Raw genomic sequence first — 19,738 nt, 5'->3', positions numbered from 1 at the left:
TGGCCAGCTTCAGCAGCCGCGGCACCCCGACCTCCCCGGCGAAAAGGCCCCGGGAAATATCCCCCGGGGAATCCTCCCCGCCATAGGAGCCAAGCCAGCCACCCACAGCGTCAACGTCGATACCGACGGTTACATAAATCTTTTTGGGCACAGTTCCTCCTGGGATGGGTAGAAAGCGGTTAGCAGTAGTAGGAAAAAGCTTCGGCAAAATCTTCGGCCGGGGTCCCGAGGGACAGCAGCAGGGCGGCCAGGATGCGGGCCTGGAAGGGGTTCAGGTCCCCGGACGGGATCGCGCCGGCCGCGACCAGGTCGATGCCCCCGCCGTTTCCGTAAGTCGGGACCACCGGCCCCCACGGAGCCCGCGTCCCCAAAATCACATGGCAGCCACCCGCCGTCGCGGCCCTCACCGACTCCGCGAACCCCGGCCCCGCATTACCCACCCCGGTCCCGGCCAGCACCACGGCCCCCGCACCGGAAGCAACGGCGAAATCAAACAGTTCCGTCGTGGCGCCGGGATACGCGGTGACCACCTCCACCCGGATGGCGTCGAATGCCGGCGGAGGTACCGGGAGGGGGCGGCGGGCCAGCGGCCGGGCGGTGGCCACCAGTTCGGTGCCCACCAGATGCGCCACCTCGGTTCCCCCGGCGAAGGGGCTGGCCGCCGTCGTATGGGTCTTGCGGGCCCCCCGGGCGCACCGGACCACTCCGCTGAAGGCAATCAGCGCCCCGGAACCGCGGAGTTCGGCGGACGCGGCGGCCTGGACCGCAAGTTCCAGGTTGCGGGGCCCGTCGGGAGCGGGGCTGTCTGCGGTCTGCTGGGCGCCGGTGAGGACAACGCTCTTGTCCGAGGCGTGGACCAGGTCCAGCAGGAATGCCGTCTCCTCCATGGTGTCGGTGCCGTGGGTGACCACGACGCCGTCCACTTCCGGGTGGGCCAGGGACTTCTGCACGAACCCGGCCACCGTGCGCAGGTCACCCAATCCAAGCCGGTAGCTGCCGGTGGTCAGGACGTCGGTTGAGCTCACCGTATGGGGCTGGGACATGCCCTGCAGCAGGACCGCCGTGCTGTCCGCGGCTACGGCGCCCTTGCCGGGCAGACCCCTGGACGCGATAGTCCCTCCGGTTCCCAATATCTGGATGTGAGCCAAGCCTGGAACTTCCTAACTTTCCCTGAAGCAAGTGGGCAAACGTTTGGTGCAAACGTATGCCGCAATCGTTTGTGTAATGCGCTGGGGAAGATATTATGGGGAGTAGAGCGTGAGGCGCAACACATTCACGAGAAATTAACAAAGCGGGAATTCAGAAACGGAAGCGAAACATGAACAGTTCCGAACCGGTCACCCTCAAGACGCTGGCCCGGGAACTTGGACTGAACGTTTCCACGGTCTCCCGGGTGCTGAACGACCCCTTGGGCCCGGAGTCCAAGTGGGCCTCGCGGCAGACTACCGAGCGGATCCTCGCCCTGGCCAGGGACAGGGGCTACAGCCGCAACCCGCACGCTGCCTCGCTGCGGACTTCCCGGTCCAACATGGTTGGGGTCATTGTGCCGCGCCTGCAGGACTACGTGCTCGCCACGATGTACGAGGGCGTCGACGAGGCGGCGAACGAGAACGGGCTCTTCACCGTTGTTGCCAACTCCCTCGACACGGCAGCCACCCAGCGGAAAAAGGCGGAAATGCTGTTGGACCGGCGGGCCGACGGGCTGATTTTCGGCGATGCGCACCTGTCCGAGCCGTACCTGGACGAACTGGCGAAGCGGGGCGTCCCCTTTACGCTCATCAACCGCACCTGCGCCGGGCATGTCTCGGTGACCTGTGACGACTATGCCGGCGGGCAGATGATCGCCAGGCATTTCCTCGCTACGGGCCGAACGGCCTTTGGCGTCCTGGGTGGCGCCCCCAACACCTCCACGGCGCGGGACCGGACGGCCGGATTCCTGGACGAGCTGCACAGCCGGGGCGTGGAGGTTCCGCAGGAGAGGATCATCCATGGGGGCTTCGACGCCCCGGCCGGGCAGAAGGCAGCGCTGCGGATGCTCGAAACCGGCGACCTGCCCGAGGCGATCTTCGCCGTCAATGACTTTGCCGCCATCGGCGCGCTGGGAGTGCTGCAGGAACGCGGCCTCCGCGTGCCCGACGACGTAGCCCTGGCCGGCTTCAATGACACTCCGCTTGCCGCCGCCGTCAAGCTGACCACCGTGCGGTCACCCATGCATGAGATCGGACGGCAGGGCCTGGAAGCGCTCCAGGCCCTGCTGGGGGGCAACGCGGCCGGCAGCGCCCGGCTCGAACCGACGCTGGTGGTCCGCGCCAGCGCCTAGCCGGCGCGGACCCGCCCGGACGCACCGGCGGCCTGCGGGGTAACGCAACGACGGCGGATGCCGGCACCCGGGTGCCGGCATCCGCCGTCGTTGCGTTACAGGGCGACCCTTCCCGGATACCCGCCCCCTGAGGGGGCAGGAAGCGGCCCGGCGGGGCGCTGGCCTTGGTCAGGCGGCGTCGTGGTCCGTTTCCAGCACCGCGGCCAGCGCTTCCAGTGCGGCCTCGGCGCCTTCACCCTCGGCGCGCAGGACCACGCGGGTCCCGTGCTCGGCGCCCAGCCCCATGAGGGCCAGGATGCTGGAGGCGTCCAGCGCCTCCTCCGCGGGCTCTCCCTCGAGGGCGATGGTCACCTCGACCGGCTGCTCCGCGGCGGCCTCTGCGAAGATGGCGGCCGGGCGGGCGTGGAGCCCGACGCGGCTGGCGATGGTGGCGATGCGTTCTGCCATGGTGTTTCTCCTGTGTGGATGGGTGGGGGGATGGGGGATCGGCTAGAGGCCGAACCGTTCGAGGTCCGGCAGTTCGGCCCGGACACGCTTCCGTGCCTCGGCTGCCGAGGGGGCATCGAGGGCCAGCGCAGCCAGTTCGCGGGCCCGCTCCAGCGTCACCGTGCTCAGCACCGCCGAGACGGGGGACAGCGCCCGCCGGTTCATCGACAGGGTGGCGACACCAAGGCCCACCAGGACGACGGCGAGGGCCGGGTCCGCGGCCGCCTCGCCACAGACGCCCACGGGAACGCCGCCGGCCTGGACGCCGCCCTCAACGGTGTGGCGCACCAGGTGGAGCACCGCCGGCTGCCACGGGTCGTTGAGCGCGGCCAGCGGGGCGAGCTGCCGGTCCGCTGCCATGACGTACTGCGTCAGGTCGTTGGTGCCGATCGAGGCGAACCGGACGTTGGCGAGCACGGAGCGGGCCAGCACCGCGGCGGAAGGGACCTCCACCATGACGCCGGGGGTCCGCAGTCCGGCCGCGGCGCAGAGGGCGGCGAAGTCGGCGGCCTCAGCCGGGGTGGACACCATCGGGGCCATGACCCAGACTTCCGCGGTGGAGGCCCCCGCGGCCTCCGCAATCGCGGCCAGCTGCCGGGCCAGCACGCCGGGCACGGACACGTCCGTGCGGTAGCCGCGCACCCCGAGGGCCGGGTTGGGCTCCGTGGAATCGGTGAGGAACGGCAGCGGCTTGTCCGCTCCGGCATCCAGGGTCCGGACAACCACCTTTTGCCCGGGGAACGCGTCGAAGACCTCGCGGTAGGCGGACACCTGCAGCTCGTGCCCGGGCTCCTTCTCGCGGCCCAGGAAGCAGAACTCGGTGCGCAGCAGGCCCACGCCCTCAGCCCCCGCCTCCGCGGCGGCCCGGGCGTCGGCCCCTCCGCCCACGTTGGCCAGGAGCGGGACGCGGTGGCCGTCGGCCGTGGCGCCCATTCCGCCGAAGGCCGGCAGCGGGGTGCGCTGCGCATAGGCCGCGGCCGCGGCCTCCTCCTCCGGTCCGGGATCCGCGATGACCACACCGGCGGATCCGTCGACGAAGACCTGGGTCCCGTCCGTCAGGCCCGCCGTTTCGGGGGCGGCGACGACGGCGGGCAGGCCCATCGAACGGGCGATGATGGCCGTGTGGGACTGCGGCCCGCCGGCCGAGGTGACCAGCGCCAGCACGCGGGCCGGGTCGAGCGCGGCGGTGTCTGCCGGGGCCAGGTCCTCGGCGCAGAGCACGAACGGTTCGTCCGCCTCCGGGATGCCGGGGGCGGGGATTCCCCGCAGTTCCGCCACGATGCGGGCCCGGACGTCAAGCACGTCCGTGGCGCGTTCGGCCATGTAGCCGCCCAGGGCCTCCAGCTGCAGGGCAACCGCCTCAGCGGCCTCCCAGATGGCCGATTCGGCCGAGGTGCCGGTGGCGACCAGCTTGCCGGCGGCCTTGAGCAGGGTCTTGTCCCCGGCCATCAGGGCAGTGGCTTTCAGGACCGCGGCGGCGTCCCCGCTGGCTGACGCCGCGCGGGCCCTCAGGTTGGCTGCGACAGCCTGTGCCGCGGCGCCGAGCCGCTCGGTTTCCGATTCCACCGTTGCTCCCGCGGGAAGCGGGGCGCCCTCCTCCGGGGCCGTGATCGGGTGGGGCATCCGGCGCACCGGACCGATCACCCGTCCGGCACCAACGCCGACGCCCCGCAGGACGGTTCCCGAGGGATGGTGGGTACTCATCATGCCACTGCCTTCCGGGTAGCGAAGCGCTTCAGCGCCAGGACCGCCAAGGCGGACACCACGGTGCCGACCAGGATCGACACCACGAACATCACCAGGTTGCCGATGGCGAAGAAGACGAAGATGCCGCCGTGGGGGGCCTGGGAGGTCACGCCTGTGGCCATGATCATAGCGCCTGTGATGCCGGCGCCAACCATGGAGGCGGGAATAACGCGCAGGGGATCGGCCGCGGCGAACGGGATGGCGCCCTCGGAGATGAAGGACGCGCCCAGCAGCCAGGCGGCCTTACCGTTCTCGCGCTCGGACAGGGAGAAACGCTTGCGGTCCAGTACGGTGGCCAGGGCCATCGCCAGCGGCGGGACCATGCCGGCGGCCATGACGGCGGCCATGATCTGCCACGGAGCCTGGTTGGCCACGGTGCCGGTGCCCAGCCCGGCCACGGCGAAGGAGTAGGCCACCTTGTTGACCGGGCCGCCGAGGTCGAAGCCCATCATGAGGCCCAGGATGAGGCCCAGGACCAGTGCCGCGGCACCGGACATGCCGGACAGCCAGCTGTTCAGGCCGGCGCTGAGGCCGGCGATGGGGCCGCCGAGGAGCAGGAACATGAGGCCGGAGGCGAAGATCGAGGCCAGCAGCGGAATGATCACCACGGGCATGAGGCCGCGCAGCCAGCGCGGTGCGGCCAGGGTGCCCAGCCAGTGTGCGAACCATCCGGCCAGCAGGCCGCCAACCAGGCCGCCGATGAAGCCGGCGCCCATGAAGCCGGCGACGGCGCCGGCGGTGAAGCCGGGGGCGATGCCGGGGCGGTCGGCCAGCGCGTACGCGATGTAGCCCGCCAGCGCCGGAACCAGGAAGCCCATGGAAAGGGCGCCGATCTTGAACGCGACAGCGCCGAGGTAGAGGGCCAGGCCGCCCTCGGGGAGGTTGAAGAGGGTGTTGCCGGTCAGGATGGCGTCGGCCTTGCCGTCCAGGGCGATGTCGTACCCGCCCAGGAGGAAGCCCAGAGCGATCAGCAGGCCGCCACCGGCGACGAAGGGAATCATGTAGCTGACACCGGTCAGCAGGGCCCGCTTGAGCTTGGCTCCGATTCCTTCGCCGGCCTCCATGGTGTCGTGGCCGGACACGTCCGCCGTGGAGGACACCCGGCGGGCATTGGGGTCCTTGGCCGCAGCGAGGGCCTCGCGGATCATCTCCGCCGGCTCGTCGATGCCGCGCTTGACCGGGGACTGGATGACCGGCTTGCCGGCAAAGCGCTCCTTTTCCCGCACGTCGACGTCGACGGCGAAGATGACGGCGGAGGCGGCCGCAATGACCTCCGGGGCCAGCGCGGTGGCGCCGGAGGAGCCCTGGGTCTCCACATGGAGGTCGACGCCGGCCTCCTTGGCCGCCTCGGCCAGCGAATCCGCGGCCATGTACGTGTGCGCGATGCCGGTGGGGCAGGCGGTGACCGCGATCAGCGATGGGCGGGCGGTCTCCGTTGCGGAGGCGGCCGGGGCAGCCGGGGCAGCCGGGGCAGCGCCCGCCGCGCCCACGGCGGTGGGGACCGGGGCGCCCACGGCCTGCTCGACGAGTTCGACGATCTCCGCCGGAGTCCGGGCCGCACGCAGGGCGGCGGTGAAGTCCTTCTTGACCAGCGAACGGGCCAGCTTGGACAGCAGCCCCAGGTGTTCCTTGTCCGCGCCTTCCGGGGCGGCGATGAAGAACACCAGGTCGGCGGGTCCGTCCTTGGCCCCAAAGTCCACCGGAGGAGCGAGCCGCGCCATGGCCAGCGTCGGTTCGGTGACCGCGGCGGAGCGGCAGTGCGGGATGGCGATGCCTCCGGGGACGCCGGTGGAGGTCTTGGCCTCCCGCGCGATCCCGTCGGCGGCAAGCGCGTCGACGTCGACGGCACGGCCGGCGTCCACAACGGCTGCGGCCATCCGGTTGATGACCTCGGTGCTGGAGGCCCCCAGGTTCGCATCGAGGCGAACGAGGCCTTCGGTGATGAGTTGGGTCATGGCTGGTTCCTTCGCAAGGAGTGGTTAGATACCGACGACGTTGACGGCGGCAGGGGTGGTTTGGTCGGGGGAGGGGATTGCGGTGCCCGGCAGCCCCACGGCCGCTGAGCCGTGGGCTACCGCCTGGCGGAGGCAGCCGGCCGGGTCGGACCCGGCACGGTGGGCCAGCAGGTAGCCGGCCAGTGCGGAGTCGCCGGCACCCACCGTGCTGCGCGCGGCAACCGGGGGATGGGAGGCGAACCACGAACCCGTGCCGGTGGCGAGCACCGCGCCGCGGGAACCCAATGTGGCGAGCACGGCGCCCGCGCCGGCGTCGACCAGCGCCCGTGCCGCGGAGGCCGCCAGCGCCGGATCGGCCTCCAGCTCGCCGGCCGTGGCGACTCCGGAGAGCTCGGCGAGCTCCTCGGAGTTCGGCTTGACGAGGTCCGGCATCTCTTCCCGGCCCGCCGCGAACGCTGAGGCCAGCGGGGACCCGGAGGAATCCAGGGCCACCAGGGGCGCAGCGGCCCCCAGCTCCCGCCGGATCCGCGCGGTCAGCCGGGCATAGAAGTCTTCGACCACATCGGGCGGCAGGGAGCCTGCGAGGACGACCCAGGCGGCGCCTGCGGAGGCCTCGAGGACGGCATCGGCCAACTCCTCCTGTTGGGCGGCGCTGAGCGCGGGACCGGGCTCGTTGACCTTGGTGGTCGTTCCGTCCGGCTCGGCCAGCGTGATGTTGCTGCGCAGCGCCTGGCCGATGGGCAGCGCCAGGTGCTTCAGGCCATCGGCCGCGAGGCCGGTGACCACCGGATCCGAGGCGTCGCCGGGGAGCACGGCCAGGACGGGCTCGCCTCCGGCAGCCAGGGCGCGGGCGACGTTCACGCCCTTGCCCGCCGCCTGCGCGGAGACGGCCGTGGCCCGCTGCACGCCGCCGCGGGCCAGGGGGCCGGCGAGTTCGACGGTGCGGTCGAGGCTGGGGTTGGCAGTAAGGGTAATGATCATGCGACAAGGACCTCCACATCCGCACGTTCCAGGGCCGCCGCGAGGGCGCCCTGCGGCGCCCGGTCGGTGACCAGGGCATCGATTTCGTTCAGGGTGCCGAAGCGCACGAAGGCCTCCTCGCCGAACTTGGAGGAGTCGGCCAGGACCACCACGCGGCGGGCGCAACGCACGATCGCGGACTTGACCGCGGCCTCAAGGACGTCGGGGGTGCTCAGGCCGAATTCGTAGTGCACTCCGTTCGTGCCGAGGAAGGCGATGTCCGGGCGCATCGCCTGGAACTGTTCCACGGCCCGGGCGCCGATCGCGGCGCTGGTCAGGCCGCGGATGCGCCCTCCGACGAGTTCAAGCTGGAAGTCTGGGGAGGCGGCGAGGCGGTTCGCGATCGGCAGGGCGTGCGTCACGGCCAGGATTTCGGCGGCGCGCTGGCCCGGAATCCGGTCCACCATGGCCTCGGCCAGCAGTTCGGTGGTGGTGCCGGCATCGAGCACCGCGGAAACCGGTCCGTGGGGCAACAGGTCCAGTGCACGCTGCGCGATCCGGCGCTTCTCCGCGAAGTGGCGGCTGGTCCGGACGGTGTGGCTTTCCTCGGTGGTGCTGGCCTTGCTGGTCGCGACCGCTCCCCCGTGCACGCGGCGCAGGAGGCCCGTGGACTCGAGCTGGGCAAGGTCGCGGCGGACGGTTTCGCGGGTGATGCCGAAGCGGCCCGACAGGTCGGCCACGGTTACCTTCCCGTAGTCGGCGAGCATTCCGCCGATCAGCCGGTGTCGTTCCTCCGCAAACATTAACCCTCCGATATTTTGTGATGAAAATCACAATGAATGTTTGATCATCTGACTTTAGGCCCGCGCGCGGCCCAATGTCAACATAAAGAGACATACTTCCAGATAAACGGGCATGAGTGAAGCGGGATTGAATGCGGGGGCCGGCGAGGGCTCAGCCGGGGCCCAGCCCGGGCCGAGCCGAGGCCCAGTCGGGGTCTGATGGGGGGGCGGAAATCGGCACGCCGTGAACCGGGGGGTGCGGGAGGGGCGGCCGGCTGGATCGTGGGGGAGGGGTGGCGGGTTATGCTCCCCGGCGGGCCGCCGGGACCAGGTCCAGCATGTTTGCTTCCACATGGTCCAGGGCCAGCCGGACCGCGCCGGTGGGCACCAGCGCCTCGCCCATGTCTGAGACGGCGACGCGGGGAGGCGAATCGACCAGCTTGCCCAACTCTTCGGTCAGGGCGGGCAGGAGGGCCGTGGCAGAGGCCGCCACGGCACCACCAATCACCACCAGTTCCGGGTCGAAGAAGGTTGTAATCAGCGAGAGCACCCGCGCCATGCGCCGGGCGATCCGGTCCAGGATCTCCAGTGCCAGGGCATCGCCCGCGGCTGCGGCCTCAAAGACGAAGCGGGCGGAGACGCGGGTGGTGCCCGGTCCCACCAGGTCCCGGATCAGCGTAGGCTCCCCGGCCTTGAGTGCCGCGGTTCCCCACAGGCGGGCCAGCTTGGCTATGCCGTCGTGGCTGCCGACACCCTCCACGATCTCCAGGGTTCCCAGTTCGCCGGCCCCGCCGCCGGAGCCGTGGAGGAGCCTGCCGGATTCGATCAGTCCGCTGCTCAGGCGCTCGCCGGCCAGCACTACGGCCAGGTTGTCCACACCGGACCCGGCGCCCCGCCACCGTTCGGCGAGCGCGGCGAGGTTCGCGTCGTTTTCCAGGAGCACCGGCCAGTCGCGATCCGCCCAGGGCCCCTTTCCGTGGCCCAGGTCAAAGAGGGCTCCCAGATGGTGCCCCCGGGCAATCCTTCCTTTGCGGTCCACGGGTGCCGCGACGCCCACGCCCACGGACAGCACGCTGGACCCGGGCACCCCGGCGGCCTCCAGTGCCGCGTCGATTGTGGCCGTGATGGTTTCGCTCCGCTCCCCGGCGGAGGCGTCGTGGCCGCTGAACCGGGCCGTCTCCCGCCCCACCACCGCCCCGGAGAGGTCGGCCACCAGCACGCGCACCGTGGCCATTCCAACGTCCAGGCCCAGCACGTGTCCGGCGTGCTCGTTGAACTCGAACTTCCGTGCGGGGCGGCCCTTCTGGCCCCCGGGCGCGCGGGAAGCGTCGGTCTCCCGCGCCCAGCCACGGGCGATGAGGTCGTCACAGACCGCAATGACCGTGGCCCGGGTCAGCCCGGTCGCCTGGATCAGGTCCGTTCCGGTGACCGCGGGAGAGGCACGCAGGACCTCCAGGACCGCCCGCAGGTTGGCGTGGCGGAGCAGTTGGGGAGTGGTGGCGGAGGTGTCCACGGAAGGCCTTTGACGAGTCGGGCAGTTGTCCCCATAATAGTAGTAGAGCTTAAATTTAGACACTAAATAATAAGCTTTCCGGTGGATGGACCTTCCCCGGCGCACACCCTCAGCGCCTGGCAGCCCGTCCGCGGCACCACACCCCGCAGCACCCGAACCAAGGAGCCCCCCGTGACCACCCGCATCGGAATCAACGGTTTCGGCCGCATCGGCCGCAACTTCTTCCGCGCCGCCCTTGGGCGTGGAGCGGACTTCGAGATCGTCGCCGTCAACGACCTCACCGCCCCCGAATCCCTGGCCCACCTGCTGAAGTACGACTCGGTGGCCGGCCGCCTCGGGGTGGATGTGCGCGTGGAAGACGGGAACCTTGTGGTGGACGGGCGCACCATCCGCGTCTTCGCCGAGCGCGAGCCGGGCAACCTCCCGTGGCGTGAACTGGGAGTCGACATCGTCATCGAGTCCACCGGTTTCTTCACCAACGCCGCGGACGCCGAGAAGCACCTCGTGGCCGGTGCCCGCAAGGTGCTCATCTCCGCCCCCGCCACCGGCGAGGACCTGACCGTTGTGATGGGCGTGAACGATTCCGACTACGACGACGCGCTGCACAACATCGTCTCCAACGCCTCCTGCACCACCAACTGCCTGGCCCCGATGGCCAGTGTGCTGCACGAGGAGTTCGGCATTGAGCGTGGCCTGATGACCACCATCCACGCCTACACCGCGGACCAGAACCTGCACGATGGCCCGCACCGCGACCCGCGCCGTGCCCGCGCGGCGGCACTGAACATGGTGCCGACTTCCACCGGTGCCGCGAAGGCGATCGGGCTGGTCCTGCCCGAGCTCAAGGGCAAGCTGGACGGTTTCGCGATGCGCGTCCCGGTGCCGACGGGTTCGGCCACTGACCTCACCGTCACCCTGGGGCGCGAGGTCACGGAGGCGGAAGTCAATGCCGCCTACCGGGCCGCTGCCGCCGACCCCCGCTGGTCCGGGATCCTCACCTACACGGAGGACCCGATCGTCTCCTCGGACATCGTTCACGACCCGGCCTCGTGCATCCTCGACGCCGGGCTCACCAAGGTGATCGGCAACCAGGTAAAGGTGGTGGCCTGGTACGACAACGAGTGGGGCTACTCCAACCGCCTGGTGGACCTGACCGAGCTGGTGGCCTCGAAGCTGTCCTGACGCACCGCAGACGACGGCGGCGCCGCGCAGCCCGCGCGGCGCCGCCGTCGTCTGCCGCCCGCCCGCGCCGCGGGGGGGGGTCTTTGGGGCGGGTCCCCGGCCCCGGCCAAAATGGCAGGGGCCGGTGATAGCTTGATGGTGTCGGCGGAGGTAGGGCCCGCGCCGCGCACATCCTGGAGCAGCCCATGGACAACGCAGCACTGAAGACCGCCCCGATGATCCAAGCCTCGATGATCCAAGCCTCGGTGGTAGAGGCCCCACTGATTGACGGCCCCTTGAGCAGCCTTCCCTTGAACGGCGCTCCCTTGAACGGAGCTCCCTTGAGTGGTGAACCGCTGGTGGCCGCGGCAAGGGCCATCGCCACCATCGCCCACCGCGGGCAGGCAGACAAGCTTGGCGCGGACTACATCCTGCACCCCGCGCGGGTGGCCGCCCGCCTGGCAGAGCCGGTCGAGGTGGCCGTCGCGTGGCTGCATGACGTGGTGGAGGACAGCGATATCACCTCGGAGGACCTGCTCAAGGCGGGCATTCCCCCGGAGGCGGTGGCCGCCGTCGTGCTGCTGACGCGACCCTCGGGGGACCGGGAGGGGCAGGACCCGGACGCGTACTACCGGGCGTTGCGGGAGAACCCGCTCGCCCTGGCCGTCAAGCGCGCCGACATTGCCGACAACATGGACCCGAACCGCACGGAGCAGCTGCCCGCAGTGCAGCGTGAGCGGCTCCGGGCCAAGTACGAACACGCGCTCGAGGTCCTGGCGGGCCGGGACTAGGGAACGGGCGGGGAAACGCCGGGCCGCCGCAGGCAGCGAGCGGTTCCCGCCCCCGCTCCGGCGCCGGCCGGCCCCGGGTGCTAGAACCGTGAGGAGCTGCCGGAACCCGAAAAGCTCTCTCCGCTGGAACCGTAGCCGGTGCTCCTGTGCGCGGGCCGTCTCCAGTTCCCCGCACATCAGGTCCATCCCCCTGCCTGGTCCGCGTGGCGGCCCCGCACGTGGTGCCCATGCCCGCCAGCAGTCGCGGGATCCCGCCCGCCCAGGTCCTCGCGCAGGCCCGCGCTCTGCGCCCGCCAGGCCTGCCGCCACCGGCTGGACATGCTCAGCCGGTGGTTGGCCTGGGCGAGGGCGTCGTCCAGGCCGTCGAGGGACAGGGCCAACTCCTCGAACCGTTCGCCCTTGCGGACCGCTTTGCGGCGCGAGCGCGCGTTGGCGTCCCCACGTGCGGATCCGCAGGGCTCAGGCCCTGCGCCGTCCGAGGACGAAGTAGGCAACCGGGCCGGCAAAGTTGATGAAAGTAGCAGCGATCCATGCGGCCTTGGGGCCCCTGACTTCGCTGGCGGGACGCCGTGTGATGTCCCTGATCGCGGCGGACTGCAGGGCGATCTGTGCAGCCGCCAGGGACACGGCCCGGACCCGCTGGCCCTTGGTCAGGTCTTTCCAGTGCTTCTTCTGGCGGCCCTTGGGGAGGTTGCCCATGGCAGGTCCTTTCGGTCTGCGACGCGGATGCCTTCATCCTAGATGACTTATTCCCGTGTGACCTGAAGCTTTGGCCGCAGGCGGCGGGCCGTTTCAATCGGGCCTTCCGGCGTTGTCCGTGACGGAGGCCTGCGTCCTGAACTTGTTGCAGAAGACCGCGTATGAGCCGTCGGTTCGCCGGGCAAGGGTGGCGCCGTCCTGCCAGATGCCGTTCTCCGCCGCCCACTGCGTACCGGGCGGGTCCCCTTGGTTTTGGTGGATGTTGTGGACGCCCAAGGTGCCGTCGTGGAACGGCTCGCCGAAGACGAACATCCGCTGCGAGGCGGCGATCAGGGGCTCAAGCTCAGCCAGCGCATCGGTGCTCATGCCCGACCGCCAGGGCTGCTCGTGCATGAGGGGGCCCAGCAGCTTGGCCCAGATGCCGGTCGCCCCCAGCAGGCACCCCGGCCTCAGGGGGCGCAGATCGGGATTGCGCAGATAGTCCAGGGCCCCGCTGGCCGGGGAGGGGGACAGGAAGTGCCAGCCGTCAGCCAGGGCGTCAAGCCCCTTCAGCGCGGACGCGGGCAGCTCGACGGTCTTCCACTGGACGCCGTTGGGCAGGAACTTGCTGTCCACGTCGATGGCGCAACGGTAAATCCCCGCCGGAGTGGACACGTGCAGGTTCCCGTGGAAATACTGCCCGTAGTTGTTGACGGGATCGCGGTAGTAGAGGTGGCGCGTGCCGATGGCAACACCGTATCCGTGGCTGAGAGGCATGGGCGTCCCTGGGGTGTGGGCGTGCGGCGCGGGCCGCCTGATATCAGGATGGGGACGTCCCGTTACTGGAGCGTTACGCCTTCCCTCCGGCGAATCCTCCCGGGCCCGCCCGCACCAGTGCCCGCGGGGCGGGTCCATCGGGCTAGTCGGGCCGGCGCAGCCTTTCCATGTCCCGGCGGTCCTTCTTGGTGGGACGCCCGGTGCCGCGGTCGCGCACCGGGATGCTGGGCACCAGCTCACGGGGGCGCTCCGGCGTGGTGTCAATGTAGCAGCGGGCTGCCGCCTCGGCTCCCACCCGCTTGGCGATCAGCGCAGTCACCTCCAGCAGCCGCTCGAACCCCGCCTGACGCACCCGGATGGCGTCTCCCACCACCACGGGCTGTGCCGCCTTCGCGGGGCGGCCGTTCAGGCGCACATGTCCGGCGCGGCAGGCGGCGGTGGCCGCGGAGCGGGTCTTGTAGGCCCGGATCGCCCAAAGCCAGGCGTCGAGGCGGACGGAGTCGGTACTGCCCATGGTTTCAGAGTCTAATCGGGGTCCCAAGGTCTACTGGGGTCCCAATGTCTAATCGGGGCCCGCCCCGGCGGTCCTGCCGGGGCCCTCCCCGTACCCTCCCCGTGCCCTCGGGAAGCCCTCCGGCAGGACCCGCCTGTCCGGCACGTTTCCGGCGCCTTCGAGGGGGAGGCCTACTGATAAATTTGTGACAAATGTGCATATTGGTACTTATGTGATTAGTGTTGTTTCCTTTAGGCTGGGAACCCCTGGCCTGCTTCCCCGCCGGCCAGATCGCTGAACGAATCATTGTCCGGGCCTGCCCGGCTGGATGGCAGGTGCGCGCATGGCCGCTTCACAAAGCACGTTTGCAGTACCGGTGACCTCGATGCTTGCCGCCGCCGTGCTGGTGTCCGGCCAGGCTGCGGGCGCCGCCGCTGCCGCCCCGCCCGCCCCGCCCGCCCAGCCGCACGCCGGCGTCGTGCCGGAACCCTCCACGGCAACCGCCGCCACGCGGCTGGTCCTGCCGCTCAAGGCCGGGTCCTACCGTTACTCCTCCCAGTACGGGCCGCGCTGTATTCCGGTGATCGGCGGCTCCACATTCCACCGCGGGCAGGACCTGGCCGCCGCCAACAATGACCCGATCTACGCGATCGCCGACGGAACCGTCACCCGCACCAACAACGGGACCAACTCCACGAGCGGCTACATCGTGATCAGGCACGCCATCGGGGGCAAGACCTACCACTCCGTCTACGTCCACATGTGGAACGCCACCACCCACGTCAAGGCCGGTTCGGTGGTCAAGGCCGGACAGCAGATCGGCCTGGTTGGATCCTCCGGGCCGTCCACGGCCCCGCACCTGCACCTGGAGGTGTGGGAGGGAGCCTGGTACACCGGCACCTCGCTGGACACCACCACCTGGCTCAAGGCGCGCGGCGTCGACCTGTTGGGCAATGCCGGACGCGTGTATTCTTCGGTGGTGCCCCCGACCTGCAGCTACTACGCGGCCAGGCAGGTGAGCCTCCTTTCCCAGCCGAATGCCGCGGCCCTGCCGCTGGCCGCCCTGCCGGTCAACACCCCAATGACGGGAGTCCCCGCAGACATGAGCAACGGCTACGTCAGGGTCACGGCCAAGGGCCTCACCGGCTGGGTCGCGCACTCCGCGGTCTCCCCGTCCAGGGTGGCCGGCGCCGTGTCCCCGGGACCTTCCGCCGGCGGCACCACCCCCGTCTCCAGCGGCACCACGACCACGACCCCCCTGTCCGGCCGCTACAAGGTCCTCTCGGGCGTGAACATGCGCGCCGGGGCCGGGAACACGTACAACGTCGTCAAGGTCCTGCCGCGCGGGGCCGTGGTCGCCGCCTCGGCGGCCACCAACGGCTGGTACAAGGTCGCTTACTCCGGCACCAGCGGCTGGGTGTACTCCAGCTACCTCACCTCGGCCACCGCCGCGGACACCACCGGCGGGACGCCGGCGCCGCCCGCTGCGCCGGCGCCCCCGGCCACCGCCGCGGCCACGCACACCACGACGGCGGGGCTGAACCTGCGCAAGGGGGCGGGCACCACCTACGGCATCCAGAAGGTCCTGGCCAAGGGCACCGCCGTGACCGCGCTGGGTACGCAGGGCTCCTGGACTCGCGTTGCCGCAGGATCCGCCGAGGGCTGGGTGTCCACCGCCTACCTGAAGAAGACCACTGCGGCCGCCCCGGCGCCCGCACCCGAAAAGCCGTCCGCGGCGCCCACGGCCGTCTTCAGGACCGCCGCGAACCTGAACCTGCGCTCCGGCGCGGGCACGGGATACCGCGTGCTGAAGGTGCTTTCGAAGGGGACCAGCGTCACCGTCGTCTCGGTAAAGGGCACCTGGTCCCAAGTCAAGGCCGGTTCCACCACCGGGTGGGTTTCCACCAGCTACCTGGCACCCCCCGCCGCCGCCGCGGTCCCCACAGGCACCACCGGACTCGCCCCGTCCGGCTACCGGACCACCACCACCGTCAACGTCCGCAAGGGCCCCTCAGACGCCCAGGCCGTGGTGAAGATCCTGGCCAAGGGCGCGTCCGTGACCGTGGACGCGCGCAACGGGGCCTGGCGGCGGGTCACCGTGGGTGCCACCACCGGCTGGGCGCCGGCCTCGCAGCTGACCGACGGGACGGTCGCCGAGTCCGCGTCCACCAGCACCACAGCGGCCGTCAACTTCCGCAAGGGGCCCTCCACCACTTACGCCTCCCACGGAATGCTGCGTGCGGGAACGAAGGTGACGGTGAACGGCACTTCCGGGCTCTGGAAGAAGGTCACCTACGCCGGCAAGACCGGGTACATCCACGGGGCGTACCTGAAGTAGCTCCCCAAGGGTCCGCCCCCGGGCGCCTTTCCTGGGGCCGGGGCTACGGCGCATCCTCCGGCGGGGCATCTTCCGCCTGGGTATCCGTTGACTGGGCACCTGCTGACTGGGTGCGGCCGAGTTTGGCGGAGGCCTCGTTGAGGGCCCGCACGTCCTCGCGGTTCAGCTCCAGCCGTGCCCCGGCCAGCAGCGAGGTGAGCTGGACTACGGTGCGGGCGCTCGCGATCGGCGCGGTCACCTCGCCGCGGGAGCGCAGCCAGGCCAGGGCCACGCTTGCGGGTTCCTCGCCCAGCCGGCTGCCGATCCGGTGCAGCTCGTCCAGCACCGCCAGCCCCGCCGGGGAGAAGAACCGGGACACCCGGGCGGCGCGCTCGGCCCCGACCGCGTCCGCCGCCGAGCGGTATTTGCCGCTGAGGAACCCGGAGGCCAGGGCCGAATGCGGCAGGACGCCAAGGCCTTCGGACCGGGCCAGGGGCGCCACCCCGTCCTCGTAGGGGCTGCGCGCCACCAGGTTGTAATGGGGCTGCAGCGCCACCGGCCGGGGCACCCCCAGCTCAGCGGAGAGCCGGAGCCATTCCCGGACGCGTTCGGGGGAGAAGTTGGACAGGCCGATGTAGCGGACCTTGCCCGACTGCACCAAGTCCCCGAAGGCGCGGACGGTTTCTTCCAGCGGGACGGCGGGATCGTCGCGGTGCGCGTAGTAGAGGTCGATGGTGTCGATGCCCAGACGGGCCAGCGACGCCTCGGCGGCGGCTTTGACGGCGCGGGCGGAGAGCCCCCGGTGCTCGGGGTGGGAACCGGCCTTGGTGGCGATCACCAGGTCGTCGCGGTCGTCCCGGCCGGCCAGCCAGGAACCCAGGATGAGTTCGGATTCGCCGCCCGTGTGCCCGGGCACCCAGTGCGAGTAGCCGTCCGCGGTATCGATCATCGTTCCGCCCTCGGCGACGAACGCGCTGAGCACCTCGTGCGACTCCTCCTCGCCGGAGGTCCAGCCAAAGGTGTTGCCGCCCAGAACCAGCGGAAAAATATCCAGGTCGGAGGCTCCAACAAAATTCATGGCGGTCCTTCCAAGGGAAACCTGCTGTACCGGTTAAACGAGCAGGAAGCCGGAAACGTTCGACTGCTCCGGCGCCGGGGTTCCGGCGTTCCGCTTTCCCTGCCCGCCGGCCGCCGGGGTGGACGCGGCCGGCCGGGGGCGTTCAGGTCTCCTCGAGCAGCGCGGCCAGCCGCCGCTCAAGGAAACGGTCCTCCGGCCGCGGCTCGTCGCAGGCGGCCCACATGCCGCCCAAGCCGTCGGCAAGGACCTCTGCCACGCTGGCCCGCACGACGTCGGGAACGCTCAGCGCAGTCCCGACCGTGAGCAGGCCCCATTCCTCCCATTCGCGCACCAGCCGGTGGCCTGCCCGGGCGGCGCGGCGGGCCGCGGGGCGCTCCGCCGCGCCGGCACGGTCCGGGGCTGCCAAGAGCCACTCCAGCGGGGCCGGGTGGTCGGAGGAGCCTGCCGCCAGCAGGGTGAGCGCCAGTTCGGCCACCTCGGAGCCGTCCCGGCCGTCCTCGATGCGGTCCAGGTCGCAGGCCAGGAACTCGGTTACGAAGTCGCGCGCCGCGCCCAGCCACGCCGTTCCGGCGCCGTCCGGACCGGCCAGCAGGGTCTCCGCGGCCGGCCCCGGCACGATGTGCGAGGTTACCAGCCGGGTGGCCCCCACGGTGTGCAGCGCAGTCAGGACGGTCACCAGTTGTGGGACCTCCGCCATGCTGCGCACCACGCGGGGGCCGTCTCCGGGATCGCCGGCCCCCCTTCCACCGCCTCCGGAACTCCGAATGGGCTCCTTCCGGCCCCGCCCCGGTCCGGCGCCGCGGGCGCGCACACCAATGCAGGCCGCGGCCTCCTCGATGTCCCGGCGCCGCAACTGGCCCGACGCCGTGGCTTCGCGGCCGCCGCCAATCCAGGCCAGCAGGCCCAGGCCCCGCCGCACCACCGGCAGCGCGGCCAGTTCCGCGGCCTCCTGCTCCACCGTCAGGTCCGGAAGGCGCAGGTCGGACAGGAGCGGGTCGGGAGAATCGTTGCTGTCCAGCAGGTCCAGGACCCGGTCGAAGTCCGCATCGGCTCCGGTCCATCGCCCGGTCTGCCCCAAAAAGTTCACATAGAGGGCCAGCGCGCCCCCCAAGGCTTCCATCCTCTCCGGATCTGCGCTGTGCGGGTCGCTCTCCAGGGCGGTCCGCAGCAGGCTCGAGGGCAGGTCCGTGGCCGAGGAGGTTTCGGCCAGTTCCGCGAACGTTTTCAGGAAGTCCTTCACCAGCGCCAGGTCCCGGCGGGCAGCGTCGGCGGGACCCAGGGGGTCGTGCCAGCGCACGAACTCGGGCGCCATCGAATCGACGGCGCGGCCCACGATCGCTGCGGACAGCGAATAGACGGCGGGTTCCTGCGGCACGCCGCGTCCGCCTGTCCCATTGCGGCTGTTCGATGGTGGCACCAGGATGTCCCCTCTTCGGATGGCGGCGTCCGCCGACGCCGCGCCCTTCCGGGCCACGCTACGTCCCTGTCCGGCCGGATACAACGGGTCCGCGCGGTTCTCTGCGCATGGGCACATATCCGACGGGGCGCACGCCCCGAGGCTGGCGTGCCGGTGGGCGGAACGGGGAGCGGCACCTGACTGGCGCCCTCCTTAGTGTGGAAGGTGAGGGCCCCTGCGTCGGGGCTGGACAGCAGCCGTTTGCGCCACAGGGCGCCGCCACGGATTCCAAGGAGTGTGCATGACGACCATCGAGATCCCCAACTACACGACCGACAAGTTCTTTGGGCTGGAGGACAGGTGGCTCGAGACCGCCGAAGGCGAGCTGACCCACTACCACGAACTCGGCGGGGGCACCCCAATCCTGTTCCTGCACGGCTCCGGCACCGGGGTGACCGCCGCCGCTAACTGGTGGCTGAACCTGCCCGAGCTCTCCGCGCTGGGCCGCTGCATCGCGATCGACTCGATCGGCTACGGCCAGTCGGTCGTCGCACCGGGCACCGAATACGGGATCAGGGAATGGGTCCGCCACGCGGTGCGCGTGCTCGACGCCCTGGGCATCGATAAAACCTGGATCGTGGGCAACTCGCTGGGCGGCTGGCTGGCCTTCCAGTTCGCCATCGACTTCCCCGAGCGCCTGCTGGGCATCGTCTCCATGGGCACCGGCGGCGCCAGGCTGACCGGTGCGCTGGCCGGGCACTCCAGGCCGGACCTGTCCGAGGAGGGCATCCGCAGGACCCTGGAGATGTTCGTGGTGGACAAGTCCCTGGTCACCGACGAGCTGGTCTCCCTGCGCTACGCCTCCGCGCTGAACGACACCGCCTCCGACCGTCTCAAGGACGTCGTCGCGGCGCGCGACCGCGACCGTTACGAGCTGCCACTGGACTTCGAGGCCCTGGGCAAGCTCGAGATCCCGGTCCTGCTCATCCACGGGGTCCAGGACGTGGTCATCCCGGTTTCCCGCACCTGGGAACTGCTGAACACCATCCCCAACGCCGACGCGCACATCTTCTCCCAGTGCGGCCATTGGTCCCAGGTGGAGCGCTCCGCCGAGTTCAACCAGGTCCTTACGCAGTACCTCACCGCCCGCGGCGTCACCGGCACGTAACCCCGGCGGACGCGCCGCGGACGGGCGCACCGGACACCACCTGGCCCGGCCCCGCGCGGCGCGGCCCCTACGGCGTGCACCCCCTACGACGGCGGAGGGCCGGGTTCCGTACGGAAC

Annotated in this window: 18 protein-coding genes and 1 pseudogene; 5 read left to right on the top strand and 14 right to left on the bottom strand. The window is 70.7% G+C overall.

Features of this window, described 5'->3' with window-relative positions; translation table 11 throughout:
• Positions 1 to 151: pseudogene (locus NCCP_RS15360) on the bottom strand (polysaccharide deacetylase family protein); the annotation flags it as partial.
• A 28-nt stretch (positions 152 to 179) separates the two neighbouring features.
• A complete protein-coding gene (locus tag NCCP_RS14500) occupies positions 180 to 1,130 on the bottom strand; it encodes an asparaginase (RefSeq protein ID WP_225873863.1) in 951 nt (316 codons plus the stop codon).
• A 188-nt stretch (positions 1,131 to 1,318) separates the two neighbouring features.
• Here NCCP_RS14500 and NCCP_RS14495 point away from each other — a divergent pair, with 188 nt between their 5' ends.
• Positions 1,319 to 2,320, top strand: coding sequence for a LacI family DNA-binding transcriptional regulator (locus tag NCCP_RS14495; RefSeq protein WP_149958001.1), 1,002 nt, complete (start codon positions 1,319 to 1,321; stop codon positions 2,318 to 2,320).
• A gap of 168 nt (positions 2,321 to 2,488) precedes the next feature.
• Here NCCP_RS14495 and NCCP_RS14490 read toward each other — a convergent pair whose 3' ends face one another.
• The 6 genes from NCCP_RS14490 to NCCP_RS14465 form a co-directional block, all read right to left on the bottom strand.
• Positions 2,489 to 2,767: an HPr family phosphocarrier protein gene (locus NCCP_RS14490; protein WP_149958000.1), complete on the bottom strand. Its 279-nt coding sequence runs from the start codon at positions 2,765 to 2,767 to the stop codon at positions 2,489 to 2,491.
• A gap of 42 nt (positions 2,768 to 2,809) precedes the next feature.
• Entirely contained in the window at positions 2,810 to 4,510 is a 1,701-nt protein-coding gene (locus tag NCCP_RS14485) for a putative PEP-binding protein (protein ID WP_149958004.1), read from the bottom strand.
• Positions 4,510 to 6,507 (bottom strand): PTS fructose transporter subunit IIABC, encoded by a 1,998-nt coding sequence (locus tag NCCP_RS14480; protein ID WP_149957999.1) that lies wholly within the window; start codon positions 6,505 to 6,507, stop codon positions 4,510 to 4,512. Before NCCP_RS14480 ends, NCCP_RS14485 begins: the two co-directional genes overlap by 1 nt.
• A 24-nt stretch (positions 6,508 to 6,531) precedes the next feature.
• On the bottom strand, positions 6,532 to 7,488 hold the full coding sequence (locus tag NCCP_RS14475) for a 1-phosphofructokinase family hexose kinase (RefSeq protein ID WP_149957998.1): 957 nt from the start codon (positions 7,486 to 7,488) through the stop codon (positions 6,532 to 6,534).
• A complete protein-coding gene (locus NCCP_RS14470; RefSeq protein WP_149957997.1) occupies positions 7,485 to 8,270 on the bottom strand; it encodes a DeoR/GlpR family DNA-binding transcription regulator in 786 nt (261 codons plus the stop codon). The genes NCCP_RS14475 and NCCP_RS14470 overlap by 4 nt, the downstream gene beginning before the upstream one ends.
• Before the next feature lie 280 nt (positions 8,271 to 8,550).
• Positions 8,551 to 9,762, bottom strand: coding sequence for an ROK family protein (locus tag NCCP_RS14465; RefSeq protein WP_149957996.1), 1,212 nt, complete (start codon positions 9,760 to 9,762; stop codon positions 8,551 to 8,553).
• 171 nt (positions 9,763 to 9,933) lie between these two features.
• Here NCCP_RS14465 and gap point away from each other — a divergent pair, with 171 nt between their 5' ends.
• Both gap and NCCP_RS14455 read left to right on the top strand, forming a co-directional pair.
• Positions 9,934 to 10,944 carry a type I glyceraldehyde-3-phosphate dehydrogenase gene (gene gap, locus NCCP_RS14460; RefSeq protein ID WP_149957995.1) on the top strand — a complete coding sequence of 337 codons (1,011 nt, stop codon included), beginning with the start codon at positions 9,934 to 9,936 and terminating at the stop codon, positions 10,942 to 10,944.
• 185 nt (positions 10,945 to 11,129) lie between these two features.
• Positions 11,130 to 11,714: an HD domain-containing protein gene (locus NCCP_RS14455; RefSeq protein ID WP_225873861.1), complete on the top strand. Its 585-nt coding sequence runs from the start codon at positions 11,130 to 11,132 to the stop codon at positions 11,712 to 11,714.
• Positions 11,715 to 11,890: 176 nt separating this feature from the next.
• Here NCCP_RS14455 and NCCP_RS14450 read toward each other — a convergent pair whose 3' ends face one another.
• The 4 genes from NCCP_RS14450 to NCCP_RS14435 form a co-directional block, all read right to left on the bottom strand.
• Positions 11,891 to 12,208 carry a DUF5129 domain-containing protein gene (locus tag NCCP_RS14450; RefSeq protein ID WP_172627419.1) on the bottom strand — a complete coding sequence of 106 codons (318 nt, stop codon included), beginning with the start codon at positions 12,206 to 12,208 and terminating at the stop codon, positions 11,891 to 11,893.
• The gene (locus tag NCCP_RS14445) at positions 12,174 to 12,413 is read right to left on the bottom strand and encodes a PLD nuclease N-terminal domain-containing protein (RefSeq protein WP_149957993.1); all 240 of its coding nucleotides are present in this window, start codon (positions 12,411 to 12,413) and stop codon (positions 12,174 to 12,176) included. The genes NCCP_RS14450 and NCCP_RS14445 overlap by 35 nt, the downstream gene beginning before the upstream one ends.
• Positions 12,414 to 12,506: 93 nt before the next feature.
• Complete coding sequence (locus NCCP_RS14440) at positions 12,507 to 13,169, bottom strand: DUF2278 family protein (protein WP_149957992.1); 663 nt, start codon at positions 13,167 to 13,169, stop codon at positions 12,507 to 12,509.
• 142 nt (positions 13,170 to 13,311) lie between these two features.
• Positions 13,312 to 13,683, bottom strand: a complete 372-nt coding sequence (locus NCCP_RS14435; protein ID WP_149957991.1) for an RNA-binding S4 domain-containing protein — start codon at positions 13,681 to 13,683, stop codon at positions 13,312 to 13,314.
• A 322-nt stretch (positions 13,684 to 14,005) separates the two neighbouring features.
• Here NCCP_RS14435 and NCCP_RS14430 point away from each other — a divergent pair, with 322 nt between their 5' ends.
• Positions 14,006 to 16,000, top strand: a complete 1,995-nt coding sequence (locus NCCP_RS14430; protein WP_149957990.1) for an SH3 domain-containing protein — start codon at positions 14,006 to 14,008, stop codon at positions 15,998 to 16,000.
• A gap of 43 nt (positions 16,001 to 16,043) precedes the next feature.
• On the opposite strand, the gene NCCP_RS14425 is transcribed toward NCCP_RS14430, so the two are convergent.
• Together NCCP_RS14425 and NCCP_RS14420 are read right to left on the bottom strand one after the other, a co-directional pair.
• The gene (locus NCCP_RS14425; protein ID WP_149957989.1) at positions 16,044 to 17,057 is read right to left on the bottom strand and encodes an aldo/keto reductase; all 1,014 of its coding nucleotides are present in this window, start codon (positions 17,055 to 17,057) and stop codon (positions 16,044 to 16,046) included.
• Between the two features lie 142 nt (positions 17,058 to 17,199).
• Positions 17,200 to 18,432 carry a hypothetical protein gene (locus NCCP_RS14420; RefSeq protein ID WP_149957988.1) on the bottom strand — a complete coding sequence of 411 codons (1,233 nt, stop codon included), beginning with the start codon at positions 18,430 to 18,432 and terminating at the stop codon, positions 17,200 to 17,202.
• A 322-nt stretch (positions 18,433 to 18,754) separates the two neighbouring features.
• Between NCCP_RS14420 and NCCP_RS14415 the strand changes: the two genes are divergently transcribed.
• Complete coding sequence (locus NCCP_RS14415; RefSeq protein ID WP_149957987.1) at positions 18,755 to 19,621, top strand: alpha/beta fold hydrolase; 867 nt, start codon at positions 18,755 to 18,757, stop codon at positions 19,619 to 19,621.
• Positions 19,622 to 19,738: the final 117 nt, after the last annotated feature.

This window comes from Zafaria cholistanensis (assembly GCF_008580665.1).
In the GTDB taxonomy this organism is placed as follows: domain Bacteria; phylum Actinomycetota; class Actinomycetes; order Actinomycetales; family Micrococcaceae; genus Zafaria; species Zafaria cholistanensis.
Note: the sequence above shows the minus strand (reverse complement) of the source record. Positions and strands in the feature narration are given on the sequence as shown.